The sequence below is a fragment of the Nocardiopsis sp. TNDT3 genome, from assembly GCF_003427465.1.
GTDB classification, from domain to species: Bacteria; Actinomycetota; Actinomycetes; order Streptosporangiales; family Streptosporangiaceae; genus Nocardiopsis; species Nocardiopsis dassonvillei.
Map to the genome: position 1 here is coordinate 1 of NZ_QPFC01001179.1, position 1220 is coordinate 1220.

Below are 1220 nucleotides of genomic sequence, written 5' to 3' on the forward strand. Positions count from 1 at the left end.
ATCGCCGAATCCCTCGCCCTGCACGGGGAACCGGCGCACTTCCCCGACGCCTCCGAAGTCCTGGCGCTGCTCCGGCGCCTGGACCGCGCCACCGGCCACCCCTTCCCCGAGGGCTTCGAAGCCGTGCACGGCATGTACCACCACCAGCACCTACTGGGCGAGGGCAGCACCGACCCCCACACCCTCGCGGGAACCACACACGTCGAACAGGGCTACCTGTCGGTCTCCCTGGGGACCGTCCCCTCCGCGGCGGGCGGCTCCCCCGTCGACCTGATGCGGCTGACCGTGCCGCAAGGCTCCCACGGGCTGTGGGTCGGCGACCGCAGCCAACACCCCCGCGAACGCGAGGTGATCCTCACCCGAGGGACCCGCTACCAGATCACCGCGGTCGAACCCTGGGGACGCGGCTACCTCTTCCACGCCCGGATCCTGCCCCCCACCCACGACGACGGGCCCACCACAGCACCCCCGACCTGGACGGGCCAGGCACTGGAGCGCATCGACCAGGCCCTGAACGCGAATGACACGGCAGCGGCCCTGACCGGGATACACCAGGCGGCGCAACGCCTCACCGCTGACCTGGCCTCCACTCTCCGGGACGCCGACGGCCCCGACCCGACCACGGTGATCGACCGCCTCGAAGGGCTGCGAGACGCGGCCGAGCACCTGGCGGACCGGGCCGGGGAGATCGCCGACACCGCCCCCGAAGCCGTCACCACCACGGTCGCTCTGGCCGCGGACCTGGCCGCCGCCGCGCAGAGCGTGGCCGCGCGCGCTGGCGCCGACGCGGCCGCGGCCCGCGACGCGATCCCCGAACCGTCCGAGGTCGACCCCGAGAACCCGGACCGGATCACCGACGCCGCACGCGAGCGCGACACGGCCCTGACCCGGGCCGGGGAGGCCGACACCGCCCGCCAAAACGCCGAACGCGCCGCCCACATCGCCTACGAGGCCGCCGACACCGCCACCCGCACCGCCGGGGACGGGGCCGGGGCCGGGGTCCGGGTCGAGGAGGCCCGCGCGGCCGCCCAGAGCGCGGACGCCCATCGCCGCGACGCGATCACGGCCGCCCAGGACGCGGCCGACCGGCACGAGAGCCTGACCCGTACCGTCAACGTGGCCGCGAACATCGCCGTCGGTATCGCGCTCGGCGACGCGGCCTCCTCCCGCGACGACGCCGCCGCGCGGGCGGCCGCCCTGGACCGGGCCCGGTCCATCGC

At 75.7% G+C, this 1220-nt stretch carries 1 protein-coding gene; it reads left to right on the plus strand.

The genetic code is table 11. The annotated features are described in order from the left end of the window. The coding region (locus DQW06_RS25470; RefSeq protein WP_232833153.1) for an ADP-ribosyltransferase at positions 1–1220 on the plus strand (1220 nt) is incomplete at both ends.